General features: G+C 68.6%; 16 protein-coding genes. 8 read left to right on the top strand and 8 right to left on the bottom strand.

From position 1 onward, the window contains the following. Window positions 1–183 precede the first annotated feature (183 nt). The 4 genes from cobT to cobS all read right to left on the bottom strand — a co-directional run bounded on the left by cobT (window position 184) and on the right by cobS (window position 4,372). Window positions 184–2,061: a cobaltochelatase subunit CobT gene (gene cobT, locus G0D83_RS07880; RefSeq protein WP_164191705.1), complete on the bottom strand. Its 1,878-nt coding sequence runs from the start codon at window positions 2,059–2,061 to the stop codon at window positions 184–186. A gap of 93 nt (window positions 2,062–2,154) precedes the next feature. Further along, entirely contained in the window at window positions 2,155–2,496 is a 342-nt protein-coding gene (locus G0D83_RS07875; RefSeq protein ID WP_164191683.1) for a hypothetical protein, read from the bottom strand. Beyond that, on the bottom strand, window positions 2,493–3,188 hold the full coding sequence (locus G0D83_RS07870) for an aspartate/glutamate racemase family protein (RefSeq protein WP_235940270.1): 696 nt from the start codon (window positions 3,186–3,188) through the stop codon (window positions 2,493–2,495). Before G0D83_RS07870 ends, G0D83_RS07875 begins: the two co-directional genes overlap by 4 nt. 197 nt (window positions 3,189–3,385) lie before the next feature. Next, window positions 3,386–4,372, bottom strand: a complete 987-nt coding sequence (gene cobS / locus G0D83_RS07865) for a cobaltochelatase subunit CobS (protein WP_108965094.1) — start codon at window positions 4,370–4,372, stop codon at window positions 3,386–3,388. Window positions 4,373–4,639: 267 nt separating this feature from the next. Between cobS and G0D83_RS07860 the strand changes: the two genes are divergently transcribed. The 3 genes from G0D83_RS07860 to msrB all read left to right on the top strand — a co-directional run bounded on the left by G0D83_RS07860 (window position 4,640) and on the right by msrB (window position 6,421). Continuing rightward, window positions 4,640–5,143: a sigma-70 family RNA polymerase sigma factor gene (locus G0D83_RS07860; protein WP_235940283.1), complete on the top strand. Its 504-nt coding sequence runs from the start codon at window positions 4,640–4,642 to the stop codon at window positions 5,141–5,143. Further along, complete coding sequence (locus tag G0D83_RS07855; protein WP_164191675.1) at window positions 5,140–5,832, top strand: anti-sigma factor domain-containing protein; 693 nt, start codon at window positions 5,140–5,142, stop codon at window positions 5,830–5,832. Before G0D83_RS07860 ends, G0D83_RS07855 begins: the two co-directional genes overlap by 4 nt. Before the next feature lie 91 nt (window positions 5,833–5,923). After that, window positions 5,924–6,421, top strand: coding sequence for a peptide-methionine (R)-S-oxide reductase MsrB (gene msrB / locus G0D83_RS07850; protein ID WP_164191672.1), 498 nt, complete (start codon window positions 5,924–5,926; stop codon window positions 6,419–6,421). Window positions 6,422–6,806: 385 nt separating this feature from the next. Here the strand turns inward: msrB and G0D83_RS07845 are convergent, their stop codons facing one another. After that, on the bottom strand, window positions 6,807–7,433 hold the full coding sequence (locus G0D83_RS07845) for a DnaJ domain-containing protein (protein WP_164191653.1): 627 nt from the start codon (window positions 7,431–7,433) through the stop codon (window positions 6,807–6,809). A 72-nt stretch (window positions 7,434–7,505) separates the two neighbouring features. Between G0D83_RS07845 and G0D83_RS07840 the strand changes: the two genes are divergently transcribed. After that, entirely contained in the window at window positions 7,506–7,763 is a 258-nt protein-coding gene (locus G0D83_RS07840; RefSeq protein ID WP_164191651.1) for a BolA family transcriptional regulator, read from the top strand. A 30-nt stretch (window positions 7,764–7,793) separates the two neighbouring features. Here the strand turns inward: G0D83_RS07840 and G0D83_RS07835 are convergent, their stop codons facing one another. Together G0D83_RS07835 and G0D83_RS07830 are read right to left on the bottom strand one after the other, a co-directional pair. Beyond that, a complete protein-coding gene (locus G0D83_RS07835; RefSeq protein WP_164191648.1) occupies window positions 7,794–8,210 on the bottom strand; it encodes a DUF4177 domain-containing protein in 417 nt (138 codons plus the stop codon). Between the two features lie 301 nt (window positions 8,211–8,511). Beyond that, window positions 8,512–9,687 carry a benzoate/H(+) symporter BenE family transporter gene (locus G0D83_RS07830; protein ID WP_164191646.1) on the bottom strand — a complete coding sequence of 392 codons (1,176 nt, stop codon included), beginning with the start codon at window positions 9,685–9,687 and terminating at the stop codon, window positions 8,512–8,514. Window positions 9,688–9,823: 136 nt separating this feature from the next. Here G0D83_RS07830 and G0D83_RS07825 point away from each other — a divergent pair, with 136 nt between their 5' ends. Next, window positions 9,824–11,044, top strand: a complete 1,221-nt coding sequence (locus G0D83_RS07825; RefSeq protein ID WP_164191633.1) for a GTP-binding protein — start codon at window positions 9,824–9,826, stop codon at window positions 11,042–11,044. Continuing rightward, entirely contained in the window at window positions 11,041–11,304 is a 264-nt protein-coding gene (locus tag G0D83_RS07820) for a DUF6525 family protein (RefSeq protein WP_164191630.1), read from the top strand. The genes G0D83_RS07825 and G0D83_RS07820 overlap by 4 nt, the downstream gene beginning before the upstream one ends. A gap of 18 nt (window positions 11,305–11,322) precedes the next feature. Here the strand turns inward: G0D83_RS07820 and G0D83_RS07815 are convergent, their stop codons facing one another. Beyond that, entirely contained in the window at window positions 11,323–11,892 is a 570-nt protein-coding gene (locus G0D83_RS07815; protein WP_164191627.1) for a carboxymuconolactone decarboxylase family protein, read from the bottom strand. A 164-nt stretch (window positions 11,893–12,056) separates the two neighbouring features. Here G0D83_RS07815 and G0D83_RS07810 point away from each other — a divergent pair, with 164 nt between their 5' ends. Together G0D83_RS07810 and G0D83_RS07805 are read left to right on the top strand one after the other, a co-directional pair. After that, window positions 12,057–12,650: a TetR/AcrR family transcriptional regulator gene (locus G0D83_RS07810; protein ID WP_164191624.1), complete on the top strand. Its 594-nt coding sequence runs from the start codon at window positions 12,057–12,059 to the stop codon at window positions 12,648–12,650. A gap of 140 nt (window positions 12,651–12,790) precedes the next feature. After that, window positions 12,791–14,404, top strand: a complete 1,614-nt coding sequence (locus G0D83_RS07805) for a glucan biosynthesis protein (protein WP_164191621.1) — start codon at window positions 12,791–12,793, stop codon at window positions 14,402–14,404. Window positions 14,405–14,442 lie beyond the last annotated feature (38 nt).

Genomic DNA, 14,442 nt, shown 5'->3' with positions numbered 1-14,442 from the left:
AGGTCTCCTGAAATCGTGTCGAAGGGGGCAGGGGCGTTGCCCCGCTTGCCGCGTCGCGGCACTGCGCCCCGGGGTGTTTGCCCCTGGAAGTTTGCCCGTGGAAGAAGCGAGGCCAACCTGCGCCTTCCTTCCAGGCCGGAGCAACCCGGGGAGCCCGAGGGGCTGGCCCTCGGCCCCGTGGTCTTAACCGCTGCGGCGGATACCCATGACCCGGGCGCGTGCCCGCGGGTCGGAGTCGAAAAGCGCTGCGAGTTGCTCGGTCATTGCGCCCGCCAGCTGCTCGACGTCGGTGATCGTCACCGCGCGCTCGTAGTAGCGGGTCACGTCGTGGCCGATGCCGATCGCCAGCAGCTCGACCTGCTTCTTGCGCTCGACCATGGCGATGACGTCGCGCAGGTGCTTCTCGAGGTAGTTGGCCGGGTTCACCGAGAGCGTGGAATCGTCCACCGGCGCGCCGTCGGAGATCACCATGAGGATCTTGCGGGCCTCGGGGCGGTGCGCCATGCGGCGGTGCGTCCACTCCAGCGCCTCGCCGTCGATGTTCTCTTTCAGCAGGCCCTCTTTCATCATCAAGCCGAGGTTGTCGCGCACCCGGCGCCAAGGCGAGTCGGCGCTCTTGTAGATGATGTGGCGCAGATCGTTGAGGCGCCCCGGCTGCTGCTCGCGGCCCTCGGCCAGCCACTTCTCGCGCGCAAGCCCGCCCTTCCAGGCGCGGGTGGTGAAGCCGAGGATCTCGACCTTCACCGAGCAGCGTTCCAACGTGCGGGCCAGCACGTCGGCGCAGATCGCCGCGATCGAGATCGGCCGGCCGCGCATCGAGCCCGAATTGTCGATCAGCAGCGTCACCACAGTGTCGCGGAACTCGGTGTCCTTCTCGACCTTGAACGAGAGCGGCGTGGTGGGGTTGGCGACGACCCGGGCGAGGCGGCCGGCATCCAGCACGCCCTCTTCCTTGTCGAACTCCCAGCTGCGGTTCTGCTGCGCCTGCAGGCGGCGCTGCAGCTTGTTGGCAAGCCGCGAGACCGCGCCCTTCAGCGGCTCGAGCTGCTGGTCGAGATAGGCGCGCAGGCGCTCCAGCTCCTGCGGCTCGGCCAGCTCCTCGGCGAGGATTTCCTCGTCGTGGGTGGAATCGTAGACCTTGTAGCCTGGGTCGGCCTCGGAGACGGGGGCGGGGGGCGGCGGGTCCATCGGCGCGTCGCCCTCGGGCAGCTCGGCCTCCTCGCCCATCTCCTGGTCGGCCATGTCGTCGGCCGAGACCTGCGCCTGGCTCTGGTCCTGGGTCTGCTCCTGCGACTGTTCGGGCGAGGCTTCGGCCTCGTCCTGGTCCTGGTCGTCCTGGCCGGTCGAATCGGGCTCCTGCTCGTCCTCGGTGCCGGGCTCTGCCTCGTCCTGCGCCTCGTCATCGAGCTGGTCGGGATCCTCGCCCAGCTGGTCGCCATAGCCGAGGTCGGTGATGATCTGCCGCGCGAAACGGGCAAAGGCCGACTGGTCCGCCAGCTTCGTCTGCAGATCCTCAAGCGTGCCGCCGGCCTGCTCCTCGATGAAGCCGCGCCAGAGTTCCATCACGTGGGCGGCGTCCTTGGGCAGGTCGCGCCCGGTGGCGAGGTGGCGGATCATGTAGCCCGCGGCCACCGGCAGCGGCGCCTCGGAGGCCTGGGTGATCTGGCCATAACCACGGCGCGCCGCCTCGTGGCCGATCTTGGCGTCGATGTTGCCGGCGGTGCCGGGCATGTCGCGCGCGCCCATCGCCTCGCAGCGGGCGGTTTCCATGGCTTCGTAGAGTTCGCGCGCCATCTCGCCTTGCGGCGCATAGCGGGCGTGGGTGGCGCCGTCGTGGTAGCGGCGGTAGAGCGCCAGCGCGTCGGCGGTGCCGCGGGCCAGCAGCACCTCGTCGCGGGTCATGCGGCGCGACACTTGCGGCAGGCGCATGATGTCACCGGAGACGCCGGAGGGGTCGACGGAATAGTTGACCGTGAGCTCGGAGTCGTCGGCCATGACCTTGGTGGCCTCGGCCAAAGCCTTCTTGAACGGATCTGCGGGGTTGTCGGTGTCGCGTGCCATGGCCACAGGTTTCGCGCCGTGGCGGGGAATTGGCAAGAGGGGATGCGCGTGCCGGACCGAGAGTCTTGCGCGCCGCCGCCGCGGCAGCCGGGGTCAGCTTCCGCGCAGCAGGCTCGCGCATTCCGCGGCGCGGCGCTCGAAGAGTGCGCGGCTCTGCTCATCCTCGGCGATGACGCCACGATAGAGCAGCCGGTAATCGGGCAGGGCCTCCAGGATCGCGCTGCGCAGCGGCTGGCCGGTGAGGCCCGCGGCGGCGGCGCCCAGGCTGAACTGCCTGGCGAGCAGGCTGGCGCTGTCCGGCGAGCCCCCGAGGCTGGGGTTGTCCGCGGCCTCGAGCGCGACGCCCTGCCAGAGTGCGGCGCAATCGGCGGCGGCTTCGCCGTCGGCTGCCGCGCTGCCGGTGGCGAGGATCAGGGCAGTGATCAGCGGGGTCACAGCGAGGCCCTCCCGGTGGCAAGCCGCGCCAGCAGATCGACATGCACGTCGAGCGCGTCGATCACCCGGTAGCCGGGATCATGGGCGCCGTCGAAGGCGAGGTTGAGATCGGTGCCAGCAAGCACGATGGCCTCGGCGCCCATATCCTCGACCATTCTCCGCCCCGCATCGAAGAAGGCCGCGCGGTCCGCCTCCGAGCAGGTTCCGGCCACCGCCATCTCCTGGTAACGCTGGCCCAGGGCCTCGGTCTCGGCATCGAGCGCCACCGCTTCGGTGCGCGCGAGCTGGCCGTAGAGACGCGTGCGCATCACCACGCGGGTGCCGAGCAGGCCGACGCGGCGCAGCCGCTCCGCGGCGAAAAACCCATCGAGGGGGGCCACTGCGGAGACCAGCGGCAGTGCGGCGCGCGCCTCGGTCTCGTCGAAACAGAAATGCCCGCCGAGCGAGGTAATCGCGGCGCAGTCGCAGCCCGCCGCCGCCAGCCGGTCGATCAGCCGGGCGTAGACCTCGGCCTGCGCCTCGCGATTGTCGGCGAGGTTGTTGCGGATCAGCTCCTGCACGTCCGCCTGTACGATCGTCAGCTCGAGCGGCGCGCCAAATGCGCTCACGGCGGCGCAGAGCCGCTGGTAGTAGACCAGCGTCGCCGCGACCCCGATGCCGCCGATCAGCCCGATATGCAGGGACTTAGCCATACTTGGTCCTCCCGAAACCTATTACCCCACCCCTCTACCCCAAGGGGGCGCGGCCCGTAGCGGACCGCGCCCCCTTGGTCATTTATTCGTAGATACCCCGGGGGCGGCGGCGCTGTCGACGGGCGCGGAGCCCCTCTGGCGTGCCGATGGTGCCGCGCCAGGCTGCGGCCCATCCCGGTCGATCTTCCTGCGCTTGATCAGGCCAGCGACAGCGAGGCGGCGCTTTCCGGCAGTTCCTCGTCGAAGCAACGCTGGTAGAACTCGGCCACGGTCTGCCGCTCGAGCTCGTCGCACTTGTTGAGGAACGACAGGCGGAAGGCATAGCCCACATTGCGGAAGATCTCGGCGTTGGCGGCCCAGGCGATCACCGTCCGGGGCGACATCACGGTCGAGAGCTCACCGTTCATGAAGGCGCGGCGGGTGAAGTCCGCGACGGTGACCATCTGGCGGATGGTCTTGCGGCCCTTCTCGTTGTTGTAATGCGGCGCCTTCGACAGGACGATGTTCACCTCGGCATCGATGCTGAGGTAGTTCAGCGTCGCGACCAGGCTCCAGCGGTCCATCTGGCCTTGGTTGATCTGCTGGGTGCCATGATAGAGACCCGTGGTGTCGCCGAGGCCGACGGTGTTCGCCGTGGCGAAGATGCGGAAGTACTTGTGCGGCGTGATCACCTGGTTCTGGTCGAGCAGGGTCAGCTTGCCGTCGGTCTCCAGAACGCGCTGGATCACGAACATCACGTCGGCGCGGCCCGCGTCGTACTCGTCGAAGACGATGGCGGTGGGGTTGCGCAGCGCCCAGGGCAGGATGCCTTCCTGGAACTGGGTGACTTGCTTGCCGTCCACCAGCTTGATGGCGTCCTTGCCGATCAGGTCGATCCGGGAGATGTGGCTGTCGAGGTTGACGCGCACGCAGGGCCAGTTGAGGCGCGAGGCGACCTGCTCGATGTGGGTCGACTTGCCGGTGCCGTGGTAGCCCTGGATCATCACCCGGCGGTTGTTGCGGAAGCCCGCGAGGATCGCCAGCGTGGTGTCGGGGTCGAACTTGTAGGTGCTGTCGAGATCCGGCACGCGGTCGGTGCGGTCGGGGAAGCCGTGCACCACCATGTCCGTGTCGATGCCGAACACCTCGCGGACCGAGATTTCCTCGGTGGGTTTCGCATTGATGTCGATCGTGCCATCCGCCATGGTCGTGCCCCTGTCCGGTCGTTAGAAATTCTCGTGGACCGTCGTGCCCCATATCGCGGGCAAGGGCAAGGGGGCGGCGGCGGGCTTTGTCGCGGGCCCCGCAGGGCGTCGCGGGCGCCGCGCGGGCGAAGGTGAAATTGCCACGGTTTGTGTTTGCGCCGCCGCCACCTCGGGCACTACTCTATGAACAGTACGGAAAAAAGGCAGGCGCGGTACGTGGCGAGTTCCCCCCATTCCGATCTCGAGGATCTGATCGCGCGCGTCGCCATGGCCGACCGTGCCGCCTTTGCGCGGCTCTACGAGCGCACCTCGGCGAAGCTCTTCGGCGTCTGCCTGCGGGTGCTGCAGGATCGGCCCCAGGCCGAGGAGGCGCTGCAGGACACCTACGTGAAGCTCTGGAATAATGCCGGCAGCTACCGGGTGAACGGCTATTCGCCGATGACCTGGCTGATCACGATGGCGCGCAACGCCGCCGTCGACCGCCGCCGCCGCAGCGACGTTGGGCGGGCGGTGCAGCCGATCGAGCTTGACGAGCGGCTTGCCAATCCGGAGCCGGGCCCCGCCGAGCAGGCCGAGGCGCGGGCCGAGGCGGCGGCGCTGGCGCTCTGCATGGAGGAGCTGCCGCCCGATCGCGCCGAGATGGTCCGCCGCGCTTATCTCGAGGGGGCCACCTATGCCGAGCTGTCCGAGGCCTCCGGGGTCAAGCTCAACACCGTCAGGACCTGGCTGCGGCGCAGTCTGATGGCCCTGCGGGATTGCCTGAGCCGATGAGCGGCCCGCCGCAGCCGGACCCGCCCGAGGGCGTGGAGGCGAGTGCGGCGGAATACGTGCTGGGTCTGCTGCCCGAGCCCGAGCTTCGGGATTTCGAGGCACTGCTGGCGCGCGACGCCGGGCTCCGCCGGGAGGTCGCCAGTTGGCAGGCCTGCTTCGCCGCGCTCACCGCCGATATCGCCGAGGTCACGCCGCCTGAACACCTCTGGCCGCAGATCGAAGCGCGGACCCATGGTCCGCCCCGGGTGGCGCCCTGGCGGCAGGTGCTGCCCTACCTTCTCGGGGCCGTGGCGGCGGCGGGGATCGCCTGGGCAGCGCTGGTTTCGGGCGTATTGACGCCGGGCAGCGCCGGGCCCGAGCTGCAGGCCCGGCTGGTCGCGGAGGCGCAGGGGATTGCGTTGCGGGCCGACTACGCGCCTCGGGACCAGAGCCTGAGGGTGACACGCGAGACCGGCGAGGCTCCATTGGACCGGGCGTTGGAACTGTGGCTTCTGTCGGACAGCGCAGGCGCGCCGGTCTCTCTGGGGGTGCTCGGGGCCGAGGCGGTGACGTCGCTTTCGGTGGCGCCGACGCTTCGGAGTCAGCTCCCCGGGGCCACGATTGCGCTCTCCGAGGAGCCCCCGGGGGGGTCTGCCACGGGGCGTCCCACCGGGCCGGTCATCGCGCTGGGGCAGCTCTCGCCCCGGTGAGCGCGGTGTCACGGCGGTGTGACAGCCCGCGGCTTGACCGCGGTCGGGTCGGAGGCGCATCTCTGGAGATGGAGGAAGAGGAGAGGAGACCATGAGACGCAGAGGAGTCCTCGCGGGTCTCGCGGCGACGTTGGCATGGCGCGGGCGGGCCCGCGCCGAAGCGCGTTTCGAGATCACCCGTAGCCCCGAGGAATGGCGCAGCCGCCTGACACGCGCCGAGTACAAGGTGCTGCGCGAGGCGGGCACCGAGCGCGCTTTCAGCTCGCCGCTCGACAAGGAAAAGCGCGCCGGGCTGTTTCACTGCAAGGGCTGCGATCTGCCGCTCTACAGCTCGGAGGCGAAATTCGACAGCGGCACCGGCTGGCCCTCTTTCTACGAGGCGCTGCCGGACGCGGTGGGGCTGAGGGCCGACCGCTCGTTCTTCATGACCCGTACCGAGTGCCATTGCCGCCGCTGCGGCTCGCACATGGGGCATGTCTTCGACGATGGTCCGCCGCCCACGGGCAAGCGGCACTGCATCAACGGCATCGCGCTGCATTTCGTGCCGGGCAAGACAGCCCCAGGCAAGCCAGCGGAAGGGCAGGGCTAGACACGGCGAACAGGCGGCGTTTCCGTGAAGGATCCCGACCCGGCCGGGTGCGCCGGTCGGGTCGGGTGCGGAGGCTGCGGGGACTCGCGTCCCAAGGGGCCTGCACAACCAGGGGGAGCGGTGTGCAGGCCGACTTGGTCCGTGAGTGGACACGACAGGGAGCTCGCGTCGCCTTCAATCGGCCGCGAAAAAGCGTCCGACACGAGGAGGCTAGCACAACCTTGGGTCATGTGTCGAGAAATTCACACCAATAGGTTGTGCCTTTGGGTTGTGCATCTGGGGGCGGCCTTTGAGGGCTCCTCCGGAGCGCCATCAGCGGCGCAGCGCAGGGTCCGCGACCTTGCAGGGCAGCCCTCGCGAAAACGGGCCCCGCGGGGCCCGTACATCACTTGAAGTTCCGGCTGTCCTTGATCTGGTCCCAGGCCCAGACCACTTCCTGCAACTGCTCTTCCTGAGAGCGGTCGCCGCCGTTCATGTCCGGGTGCAGCACCTTGATCAGCTTCTTGTACGCCTTGCGCACGTCGGCCTTGGTCTCGGCGCTCTCGACCTCGAGGATCTCGAGCGCGCGCTTCTCGGTCGGCGGCAGTCGCCGGCCGCCGCCCGGCGCCTTGCGGCCCGGGTTGCGCGTGGCATTGTCGCCCAGCACCTGATGCGCGTCCTCGATGCCGAGGCGGGCCCAGGCCCGCTGCTCGGGGTCGCGGTAGTCCTTGGTCTTGCGCTCCCACACCTTGTCCGACGTGGCCTGAGCGTTCATCTCGGCCTCGGTCTTGCCGTGGAAGAAGTTCCACTGGTTGTTGTACTCGCGCACGTGATCCTTGCAGAACCACTTGAATTCATCGAGCACGTCCGGCGCCTTGGGCGCCCGGAACTTGCCCGGCTCCTGGCAGCCGTCGTGCTCGCACACGCGGGTGGAGGTCTCCTGTTCGCCGGTCATGCCGCGCCGGCCACGCGGATTCTTTTTCTTAGCCGACTTAATCGACATGTCGAAACCGAAGGGGTCGGGTCTGCTCATGGTCTCACCTTTTCGACTCGGACGAGGGAGTTTAGACAATCCTGACCGAGTTTGAAGAGGCAGGAGCCAAAAATGTCGCGAGCGAACGAGATCGAAACCCGGCTGCGAGCGGCCTTTGACCCATCGGAACTGGAGGTTCTCGACGAAAGTCAAAAGCATGTGGGCCACGCCGGCTACCAGGAGGGCGGCGAGAGCCATTTTCACGTGCGCATGCGCGCGGCGGAACTGGCCGATATGAGCCGCATCCAGAGACACCGCGCCGTACATGCGGCGCTGGGAAGCGACCTCGTGGGCGCGATCCACGCGCTGTCGCTGGACCTGCAGGGCTGAGCCGCGCGCGGCGCGACCGGCCGGGTCGTGTCAGCTCACCTTGTCGGCGTCGCTCTTCGCGGGGCTGTCTGAAGCGTCCTCCTCGGCGAGGGGCTCGGGCGCAACCGGCTCGGGGGCCGTCACCTCGGGCCCGGCGGGCAGGGGCCCGGCCGGCGGCGGCGCGACCGCGGCGACCACCGGCTCGTGCCGGAAGGGCGTGACCGCCGCAGCCTGCGGCACCGGGCGGCGGAAGACCAGCAGCGTGCGCCAGACCGTCTGGGTCGAGGTCAGCCCGCTGCGCTCTTCGCTGGGAAGGATGTCGGCGCGGATGTACTCCCAACCCTGCTCGGCCATCTCGTTGAGCAGCCGCGACATGGACACGGCGAAGCGGCCCTCGGGGCCCTTGGCGGCCTTGGCCTTCTCTCCCTTGGTTGGGGCGGGGATCACCTTGTACTCATGGGTTTTCATCGTGACGCGCCCCTTTCCCTTTTCGCTGAACCGCATTGGTTAACAATTGGGTAAGGCGCAGGGGGCGGCAAGTAAAGACCGGGTTAAAGACCGGGAGCACGCCGAAGCGCGTCTCCCGGTTGCGTCATGAAATCGGGAAGAATAGCCCGAAACAAATGACTTTCCCCGTGACCCCGAACAATGCTGGGGGCGGGATCGCGGCCTCACGGTGCCCCGACAGCGACTCGAGCTAAGCACTTTCCGCGGCATTGAAAGGGGCGGCGCGCATTTTGCAACCGAGGCGATAACCCGCAGCGAATGTTCAGCTTTTCCGATGCCGTACCGCAAGCACGATACCGCCCAGCACCAGCCCCCAGACCGCCGCGCCCAGCCCCCAGAGGGTGATGCCCGAGGCGGTTACGAGGAAGGTCACCGCGGCGCCCTCGCGGCTCTGCTCGGCCTGCAGCGCGCCGCTTGCCGAACTCGCAAACACCGGCAACAGCGCCACGCCCGCGAGCACCTGTAGCGTCATTGGCGGGGCAAGCGCGGCGACGGCGGTCACCGCCACGGCGAAAAACCCGAAAAGGCTGTAGAAAACCCCGGCCATCACCGCCGACCAATAGCGCCGGGAGGGATCGGGATGGCTGTCGGCATTGGCGCACATGCTGGCAGTGATCGCGGCGAGGCAGGTCGCCGGGTTGCCGAAGGGCGCGGTCAGCAGCGAGATCCCGCCGACCCCCGCCAGCAGGGGGCCCGGGGGCGGCGTGTAGCCGAAGCTGCGCAGCACCGCGACGGCAGGGATGTTCTGGGTTGCCATGGTAACGACAAAGAGCGGGACGCCGAGGCTCAAGACGGCCTCAAGCGAGAAGGCAGGGGCGACCCACACCGGGTGGCTCATCCAGCCTCCGGTCATCGGCAACGAGAAGTCATGCGCCCAGAGCGTCACCCCAAACGCCGCCAATACCGCGGCGGGCACTGCGAGGATGCGCTTTACCCGCCCGACGACGAACCAGCTCAGCAGGATTGGCAGCGCCACCTCGGGCGCTTCGGCAAGCCCGCGGAAAGGTGCCATGCAGAGCCCTGCCAGCACGCCCGCGAGCATCGCCTGCGCCAGCGCCGTCGGCACCGAGGTCACCAGCCGCGCCAGCGCCGGCCAGAGCCCGGCCAGCGTGATCAGCCCGCCCGCCACGATGAAGGCTGCCACCGCCCCGGCGAAACCGTCCGCGAGCGGCTGCGAAACGGCGAGCAGCGCCACGGCAGGGGTCGACCAGGCGCAGGAGACGGGCTCGCGGCGCCACCAGGCCAGCACGATGCCCGCGATCGCCATCGAGATCGCCGCCGCCGCCAGCCCGGCCCCGGCCTGCTCGGGGCTCGCGCCGACCGCCGTCAGCCCCTGCAGCACGATCGGGAATGAGCTGAACACACCAACGATCGCCACCATGGCCCCGGTCGTCACGTTCTGCAGGTCGGGCCCGGGTCGTCCGGAGGGTCGTGCCATGGTCGGTCCTTAACGTTGCGTCTTTATTGCCTTAGGCAGGGTGCCGCCGATTGGCAAGCCGGGGCCAGGGTTGCAACCGGCGCCGGGGGTGAGGTATTCGCAATGTTATAACGTAACGAATCAGGAGCGCCCGCCCATGTTCACCCCTGCCGTCGATCCGCGCCTTCCCGTCACCGTGCTCTCGGGCTTTCTGGGGGCGGGCAAGACGACGCTGCTCAACCAGGTGCTGAACAACCGCGAGGGCCGCCGCGTCGCGGTCATCGTCAACGACATGTCCGAGGTGAACATCGACGCCGATCTCGTGCGCGAGGGCGGGGCGGACCTGTCGCAGACCGAAGAGACGCTGGTCGAGATGACCAATGGCTGCATCTGCTGCACCCTGCGCGACGACTTGCTGACCGAGGTCCGCCGACTGGCCGCCGAGAAGCGCTTCGATTACCTCTTGATCGAAAGCACCGGGATTTCCGAACCGCTGCCCGTCGCCGCCACCTTCGAGTTCCGCGACGAGGCGGGCGAAAGCCTGTCGGACATCGCCCGGCTCGACACGATGGTGACGGTGGTCGATGCCGCCAATCTGCTGCGCGATTATTCCAGCCACGACTTCCTTGCCGATCGCGGTGAGAGCCTCGGCGAGGCGGACGAGCGCAGGCTTGTCGATCTGCTGGTCGATCAGATCGAGTTCGCCGACGTGGTGGTGCTCAACAAGGTCGCGACCGCGGGCGAGGATGCGCGGGCTGCGGCACGGCTCATCATCACCGCGCTCAACCCCGATGCCGAGATCGTCGAGGCCGACTATGGCCGCGTTGACCCCAGCCGCATCATGGGCACCGGGCGTTTCGATTTCGAGACGGCGCATGCGCACCCGCTCTGGGCCAAGGAACTCTACGGGTTCGCCGAACACGTGCCCGAGACCGAGGAATACGGCGTGTCCTCCTTCGTCTACAGGGCGCGGCGGCCCTTCGTGCCCGAGAAGATCCACGCGGTGCTGAAAGGGCCGCTGCCGGGGGTGATCCGGGCCAAGGGGCATTTCTGGATCGCCACGCGGCCCGACTGGCTGGCGGAATTCTCGCTCGCCGGCGCGCTCAGCTCGGTGCGCCCGATGGGGCGCTGGTGGGCCAGTGTCCCGCCGGAGCGGATGCCCGGGCATGCCGCCTTCCGCGACTATCTCGGCCAGCACTGGCAAGAGCCCTACGGCGACCGGCGGCAGGAGCTGGTGTTCATCGGCGCTGGGGTGGACCGGGAGAAGATCACGGCGGCGCTCGATGCGGCGCTGGTGCCCGAGAAGAGCTTTGAGCCCCTCCGCTGGGAAGGGCTGGCCGATCCCTTCCCGCTGTGGCGCGAGGCGCAGGCGGCATGAAGGCGGGCGGAGAGCGCAACCTTGGGGCCGCGCCGACCCGTCGCCGCGAAGGGGATGTCATGTCGGCCTACGACCGGCTGCCGCCCGACCTGCGTGCCTGGCTGGCGCAGGCGGCACTGCCCTGGTCGCCGCGCTCGGCCCTGCGCGCCTGGCGCGGGGCGCTTGCCCGGACGGGCTGCGCGGACGCCGCGGCGGCCCGGCTGAGCGCGATCGAGGCGCGGCACCTCGAGCGGCTGGCAGGCGGGCCGGGGCGCCTCTGACCCCGGCCCGCAAGGCCCTCAGGCCGCGGCGGCGCCCTTTTTCTCCCAGGCGAACTTCTGCATCACCTGGTCGACCGGGGTGTTCGCAAGGTGGTTTGTGTAATTCGACATGACCTTCTGTGCGACAGCGAGGATCACCTCGAGGATTTGCCGCTGCGTGTAGCCCGCGTCGAGGAAGGCCTGCACCTGCGGCTCGTCGAGCGCGCCGCGCTGGCGCACCACCTGCAGGGTGAAGTCGCGCAGCGCCTCGAGCCGGGCGTTGGGCAGCGGGGTCTCGTCGCGCAGCGCGTTTGTGATGGCGTCATCCACCTGCATCATCTTGGCGATGCCGGTGTGGGCAGGCACGCAGTAATGGCATGCGTGCTCGACGTTGATCGTCTGCCAGACCACGGTGATCTCGTCCTTGTCGAAGCTGGTTTCCTCGGCAAACAGCCGGTGCAGCTGCTTGTAGCCGTCGAGCAGTGCCGGCGCCTCGGCCATCACCGCGTGCAGGCCGGGCAGGCGGCCGAAGGCTTTCTGCGACTGCTCCAGCAGCGGGCGGCTTGCCTCGGGGGCGGTGTCGAGCGTGTGGCGGGTGAACTCGGTCATCTGGATCTCTCCCTCTGATTCTTGAGCGAATGCTCAATTTGCATGCGCAGGGGTAGCTTTACTTGAGTGATTGCTCAAGTTATATCTTGTCGCTTGTTAAAGCCCGGCGAGATCCGGCCGCGACGAGCGGCCGGGTGAGACGGGAACGGGAGACGGATACGCGCATGGCCAGACAGGCACGACACGACAGGCAAGACGTGCTGGGCAAGGCGCTCGAGCTCTTTTGGGCCAAGGGCTACCACGCCACCTCGCTCAAGGATCTCGAGGTGGCGCTCGACATGCGGCCGGGCTCCATCTATGCGGCTTTCGGCTCGAAAGAAGCGTTGTTTTCCGAGACCTTGGCGCTTTATGCCGAGCTGTCGCGCACGCAGTTCCTCGAGACCCTCGCGGCCGCGCCGAGCCGCCTTCAGGGGCTCGCAAACCACGTCCGGCGCCTTGGCTGCACCGATGACTCCGGCCCGTCGCGCGCCTGCATGCTGGTCAAGACCCTGCTCGAGACACCCGACGACGATGCGACGCTGCGGGTCCAGACCGAGACGCTGATGCGGGGCATGGAGGCGATGTTTGCCCGCGCCTTCGGCGAGGCGCAGGAGCGCGGCGAGATCGCGCCGGAAGCCGACCCGCAGCAGCTCGCCAGCCGGCTGCAGGTCGATATCTTTGGCCTGCGCGCCTATGCGCAGCGCACCGACTCGCGGGCGAGGGTGGCGCAGCTTGCCGAGGAGATCGCCCGCGGTCTCGAGGCGCGCGCGCTGGCGTGAGCTGCAGGGTCCGCGAGTGACGCGCATTTGACGTAACGGCGTCAAATCGGCAAAGCCTCGCCCATCCCGGCAAAATGCAATTGCTGCGACGCGGAAAAGTGCCAAATTTGCTCAGGAATGACAGTTTCTCGGAGACCCGCATGTCCGCTGACCTGCTCGACCGCCGCGCTTTCCTTGCCTCCGCCCTTGCCAGCGGCGCCTTCAGCCTGCTGCCCGAGTTTGCCCGTGCACAGAGCGGCGCCATCGCCTCGGGTATCCCGCTTGGCCCGCCCAAGCCCTTTTCCTTCGACACGCTCCGCGAGCTGGCGGCGAGTCTCGCCAAGGAGGCGTTCACCCCGATGGCGGTGCCCGACGCCGAGATCCTGCAACAGATCGACTATGACGCCCACGGCGCGATCAGCTTCCGCGAAGACCGCGCGCTCTGGGCCGACCAGGGCACGGCGCAGCCGGTGCGCTTCTTCTTCCCGGGCCGCTACTTCCCCGAGCCGGTACATGTCTACGCGCTCGAGGAAGGCACCGCGCGCGAGGTGCCCTTCTCGCGCGATCTCTTCGACATCCCGCAGGGCAATCCGGCCAACCGGCTGGAGAAGACCGAGGGCTTCGCCGGTTTTGCCGTGCAGGATCCGCAGACGAGGCTCGACTGGATGGCCTTCCTTGGCGCGTCCTACTGGCGCACGGCGGGGTATTCGGGACAGTTCGGCCTGTCGGTGCGCGGGCTCGCCATGGACACGGCGATCCCCGACGGCCCCGAGGAATTCCCGCGCTTCACCCGTTTCTGGCTCGAGCAGGGCGAGGGCGGCGAGATGACCACCTACGCGCTGCTTGAAAGCCCGCGCGCCACCGGCGCCTACCGCATCGCCTCGCGGCGCGACAACGGGGTCATCCAGGACGTCTCGGCCGAGATCTTCCTGCGGGGTGACGTCGAACGGCTGGGGATCGCGCCGCTCACATCGATGTTCTGGTACGGCAAGCACAACCGCCATGTCGCCGCCGACTGGCGCCCCGAGGTGCATGACAGCGACGGGCTCGAGATCCACACCGGCAGCGGCGAGCGCATCTGGCGCCCGCTCAACAACCCGCCACGGGTTATGGCCAACGCCTTTGGCGCCACCGATCCGGCCGGTTTCGGGCTGATGCAGCGCGAGCGCGACTTCGGCGAATACGAGGATGACGGCGTGTTCTACGAGCGCCGTGCCTCGGCTTGGATCAAGCCGCAGGAGGGCTGGGGAGAGGGCGCCGTGACGCTTGTCGAGCTGCCGACGGATGACGAGATCCACGACAATATCGTCGCCTTCTGGACACCGGCCGAGCCGGCGGCGGCGGGCAGCTCCTACAGCCTGAACTACCAGCTCACCTGGCTCGAGGATTGCCCGGTGCCGCCGCAGGCGGCGCGCTTCATCGCCGTGCGCATGGGCAGGGGGGGCATCCCCGGCCAGCCGCGTCCGGCGGACACGGTCAAGATCGTCTGCGACTTCGACGGGCTGGGCATGGAGGCGCTGGACCGCAGCTCCGGCGCGCTCCCGGTGGTCACCGCCTCGCGCGGGGAAATCTCGGGCGAGGTCGCCTACCCGGTGGTCAGCACCAAGAACTGGCGGGCGATGTTCGATCTCGATTTCTCGGCCATCGCGGCAGAGGACGATGAGCCGATCGACCTGCGGACCTATGTTTCCTACGAGGGCGAGGCGATGTCGGAGACGCTGATCCTGCAGCTCTTCCCGAGCCAGTTGCGCGCGCTGCTCGCGGCGCGGGGGTAGGGCGCAGGGCCGCCCGGGCATCGGGAGGATACGGATCA

Source organism: Salipiger sp. PrR003 (assembly GCF_010500785.1).
In the GTDB taxonomy this organism is placed as follows: domain Bacteria; phylum Pseudomonadota; class Alphaproteobacteria; order Rhodobacterales; family Rhodobacteraceae; genus Salipiger; species Salipiger pacificus_A.
The sequence above is the reverse complement of the archived record's forward strand: the minus strand, read 5'-3'. Positions and strand labels throughout refer to the sequence as shown.

Coding starts and splice junctions, on each gene's coding strand:
- cobT (WP_164191705.1), bottom strand. CDS start 2,061: ATGGCACGCGACACCGACAACCCCGCAGATCCGTTCAAGAAGGCTTTG.
- G0D83_RS07870 (WP_235940270.1), bottom strand. CDS start 3,188: ATGGCTAAGTCCCTGCATATCGGGCTGATCGGCGGCATCGGGGTCGCG.
- cobS (WP_108965094.1), bottom strand. CDS start 4,372: ATGGCGGATGGCACGATCGACATCAATGCGAAACCCACCGAGGAAATC.
- G0D83_RS07860 (WP_235940283.1), top strand. CDS start 4,640: ATGGCCGACCGTGCCGCCTTTGCGCGGCTCTACGAGCGCACCTCGGCG.
- G0D83_RS07855 (WP_164191675.1), top strand. CDS start 5,140: ATGAGCGGCCCGCCGCAGCCGGACCCGCCCGAGGGCGTGGAGGCGAGT.
- msrB (WP_164191672.1), top strand. CDS start 5,924: ATGAGACGCAGAGGAGTCCTCGCGGGTCTCGCGGCGACGTTGGCATGG.
- G0D83_RS07845 (WP_164191653.1), bottom strand. CDS start 7,433: ATGAGCAGACCCGACCCCTTCGGTTTCGACATGTCGATTAAGTCGGCT.
- G0D83_RS07840 (WP_164191651.1), top strand. CDS start 7,506: ATGTCGCGAGCGAACGAGATCGAAACCCGGCTGCGAGCGGCCTTTGAC.
- G0D83_RS07835 (WP_164191648.1), bottom strand. CDS start 8,210: ATGAAAACCCATGAGTACAAGGTGATCCCCGCCCCAACCAAGGGAGAG.
- G0D83_RS07830 (WP_164191646.1), bottom strand. CDS start 9,687: ATGGCACGACCCTCCGGACGACCCGGGCCCGACCTGCAGAACGTGACG.
- G0D83_RS07825 (WP_164191633.1), top strand. CDS start 9,824: ATGTTCACCCCTGCCGTCGATCCGCGCCTTCCCGTCACCGTGCTCTCG.
- G0D83_RS07820 (WP_164191630.1), top strand. CDS start 11,041: ATGAAGGCGGGCGGAGAGCGCAACCTTGGGGCCGCGCCGACCCGTCGC.
- G0D83_RS07815 (WP_164191627.1), bottom strand. CDS start 11,892: ATGACCGAGTTCACCCGCCACACGCTCGACACCGCCCCCGAGGCAAGC.
- G0D83_RS07810 (WP_164191624.1), top strand. CDS start 12,057: ATGGCCAGACAGGCACGACACGACAGGCAAGACGTGCTGGGCAAGGCG.
- G0D83_RS07805 (WP_164191621.1), top strand. CDS start 12,791: ATGTCCGCTGACCTGCTCGACCGCCGCGCTTTCCTTGCCTCCGCCCTT.